Annotated in this window: 4 protein-coding genes; 2 read left to right on the top strand and 2 right to left on the bottom strand. The window is 68.4% G+C overall.

Annotation, left to right across the window (positions count from 1 at the left end; translation table 11 throughout):
- Positions 1–340 (bottom strand): helix-turn-helix domain-containing protein (locus MJ785_RS04715; protein WP_239380089.1); only part of this gene is annotated, 340 nt, incomplete at its 3' end.
- Positions 341–428: 88 nt separating this feature from the next.
- Positions 429–755, bottom strand: coding sequence for a putative quinol monooxygenase (locus MJ785_RS04710; protein WP_239380088.1), 327 nt, complete (start codon positions 753–755; stop codon positions 429–431).
- A gap of 290 nt (positions 756–1,045) precedes the next feature.
- Between MJ785_RS04710 and MJ785_RS04705 the strand changes: the two genes are divergently transcribed.
- Together MJ785_RS04705 and MJ785_RS04700 are read left to right on the top strand one after the other, a co-directional pair.
- Positions 1,046–1,849 carry an enoyl-CoA hydratase/isomerase family protein gene (locus MJ785_RS04705; protein WP_239380087.1) on the top strand — a complete coding sequence of 268 codons (804 nt, stop codon included), beginning with the start codon at positions 1,046–1,048 and terminating at the stop codon, positions 1,847–1,849.
- Between the two features lie 116 nt (positions 1,850–1,965).
- Positions 1,966–3,114 carry a CaiB/BaiF CoA-transferase family protein gene (locus tag MJ785_RS04700; RefSeq protein ID WP_239380086.1) on the top strand — a complete coding sequence of 383 codons (1,149 nt, stop codon included), beginning with the start codon at positions 1,966–1,968 and terminating at the stop codon, positions 3,112–3,114.
- Positions 3,115–3,177: the final 63 nt, after the last annotated feature.

Below are 3,177 nucleotides of genomic sequence, written 5' to 3'. Positions count from 1 at the left end.
CAATATCGACTACCAAGGATGGCGACGTGTGCTGCCAGATTCGATGGCGAAGATCGTCTATGTCGAGGTCGGTGGGTACGCCCACGATGGCCGCGGGCCCAGCCCCATCGTCGCGCACCCCGACGATGACCGTCCCGCCCCGGCTGTTGGCCAGGCAGGCCACAGCTTCGGCGAGGTCGGCAGCCGCGGCCTTCAGCAGGTCGCGGTCGTTGCCCGCGGGACGCTTCAGCTCCTTGAAGTCGAGTGTCTGCGACTCCAGCTCGCACGCTTCCCGTCCCGCGAGCACCTCGTCGATCGCCCTGTCCGCTTCACGGCGGAGCTGCTCGCGACTCACAGTCACGAGTAGTTTTATACCACCCTGTCAAGGCAGGCTTGTATAAAACTCGGTCGGAGGGTCGGAGGGTCGGAGGGTCGGAGGGTCGGGACGCTCAGGGGCGCGCTGAGGTGGGCAGGCCGACGCCGGTGACGGGGCTGAGGATGAAGCCCTTGCCCGGCTGTTCCATCAGGGCGTTGAGCCGTCTACCGGCCGCTTTCATGATCGGACCCTTGCCGTGGGCCTTGAACGCTGTCTCGTCGGGGTATAGCTCGTAGAAGGCGAACGAACCCGGCTTGTCGGCCCGCTGGTGGGAGACGTGCATCAGGACGGCCGGTTCCTCGGCCTTCATGGCCGCGCTGATCTCGCCCAGGATCCCGATCGCATCGTCGATCTTGTCCGCTGGCACCGAGAAGGTGAACATGACCGCGACGGGTGGCATGGGCCGTTTCCTCCTATGAGCCATGAGCTACGGGAGCGGGAGAGGAGAGGGAGAGGGAGACGCTTGGAGGGCGGTCAGCACAGCACGCTGGATCGTTGTCAATCAGGGCGGAAGCCTGCATTTTTAAAGTTAGACTATCAAACGCATTGCACTACAAGTACGCGAAAGCGTAGCGTCGGCAGCCACCGTTGCGATGCCATCCCCCTGACATGGACGGCCGGTCGCACATGTTGTTGTGGGGGCGGCGTCGTCCCGGCCGAAGGAGCGCTGAAGCGTTGGAGACCGGCAGTTTGGAGACCATCAGCTTCGAGGAAGTGGCTCCGCGCGTCGCCGTCCTCACCCTCAACCGGCCGGACCGGCTGAACGCCATCACGCTGAAGATGTACGACGAGATCGAACAGATCGTCGACGCCCTGTCCCGGGACGTCTCGACCCGGGTCCTGGTGATCACGGGTGCGGGCCGGGGCTTCTGCTCAGGGCAGGACCTGCGCGACCTCGGCGCGGACCCCGCCGCGTCGGATCTCGGCCGGATCCAGTTCGGGATGGCCTGGCAGACCCGGGCGGCTCAGTTGATCAAAACCATCCACGAGTTGCCGCAGGCGGTCATCGCCGCGGTCAACGGCCCAGCTTCGGGCGCGGGGCTGGCCCTCGCGCTGGCCGCGGACATCCGGCTCGCCGCGAGCTCCGCCCGCTTCAACGTGGCCTTTGTGCGTATCGGTCTGTCCGGCGCGGACATGGGCACCAGTTACTTCCTGCCCCGGATCGTCGGGCCGACGGCGGCAGCCGAGATGATGCTGACCGGTCGGTTGATCGACGCGCTGGAGGCCAGGGACAACGGCTTGGTGCTGCGGGTCGTCGACGACGGCAGGGTACTGGACGAGGCACTGTCGATCGCTTCGGCGATCATGGCCAACAGCCCGTTCGGGGTCCGGATGACCAAACAGGTGCTCTGGAAGAACATCGACGCCCCGAGCCTCGACGCCGCGATGCAGCTGGAGAACCGTACCCAGATCCTTGCCAGCCTGACCGAGGACTGCCGCGAGGCGGAGGCCGCCTTCCTCGCCAGGCGCGCGCCCGTCTTCGGCGACACGTGAACACGTGAACACGTGAGCGGGGGCAGCGTGCCGTGCCACCGGCCGATGGCACGGCACCGGACACCGGACAGGCCGACAGGCCGACAGGATGGGCGGGTCGACAGGATGGGCGGGCGATGACCGAGGAACAGGCAACCGAGGAACAGACGACCGGGACATTAACCGGCGGGCCACTGCGAGGGGTGCGCGTTGTGGAACTCGCCGGCCAGGGGCCTGGGCCGTTCGCCGCGATGCTGCTCGCCGACATGGGAGCCGACGTCGTCTCGGTGGACCGTTCACCCGGCGCGCAGGCCGAGCCGGCGTCCGTGCTGCTGGCCCGCGGCCGGCGGACCGTCACCGTCGACCTCAAGGATCCAGCGGGGGTGGCCGCGGTGCTCGCGCTCACCGACGCCGCGGATGTCTTCATCGAGGGTTACCGACCGGGCGTGGCCGAGCGTCTCGGTGTCGGCCCCGAGGTCTGCCTTGCCCGCAACCCTCGGCTCGTCTACGGGCGGGTGACCGGTTGGGGCCAGGAGGGTCCTTATGCTCGGGCGGCCGGCCACGACATCAACTACATCGCGCTCGCGGGGGCGCTGGACCCGATCGGTCGGGAGGGACAGGCGCCGGTCCCGCCGCTCAACCTCGTCGGTGACTTCGGTGGCGGCGGGATGCTGCTCGGCTTCGGGGTGATGTGCGCGCTGTTCGAGACGAGGGCGTCCGGGCTCGGTCAGGTCGTTGACGCGGCCATGGTCGACGGGGCCGCGCTGATGATGATGATGACGCACGAGATGCGTGCGTCCGGGACGTGGGATGGCCCGCGGGGCACCAACACCCTGGACACCGGCGCACCCTTCTACAACGTCTACGAGACCGCCGACGGCCGTCACATCGCGGTCGGCGCGATAGAGAACAACTTCTACCGCATCCTGCTGGAGCTGATCGGGATCGACCCGGTCGACGCGGCGACACAGTGGGACAAGAGCGGCTGGCGGCCGATGAAGGCCCGGCTCGCCGACGTGTTCAGAACGCGGACCAGGGACGAGTGGTGCGCGTTGCTGGAGCACACCGACGCCTGCTTCGCCCCGGTGCTGTCGATGGACGAGGCGCCCTCGCATCCGCACATCGCCCACCGCGGGACCTTCACCGACCGCGGGGGAGCGGTGCGTCCCGCGCCCGCCCCGCGCTTCAGCCGCACACCCGCGTCCACCCCACCCGGCCCGGTGGCGACGAGCGTCGGCGAGGTGCTCGCAACCTGGGGCGTGGCACCCACGACGAGCCAGGCGTGACCATGCGGCCTGCCGCGACGCCGGTCATCAACCTCGACGAGCTCGCTCGGCGGGTGCGTTCAG

The sequence above is a fragment of the Protofrankia sp. CiT1 genome (assembly GCF_917627335.1).
GTDB lineage: Bacteria > Actinomycetota > Actinomycetes > Frankiales > Frankiaceae > Protofrankia.
The sequence above is the reverse complement of the archived record's forward strand: the minus strand, read 5'-3'. Positions and strand labels throughout refer to the sequence as shown.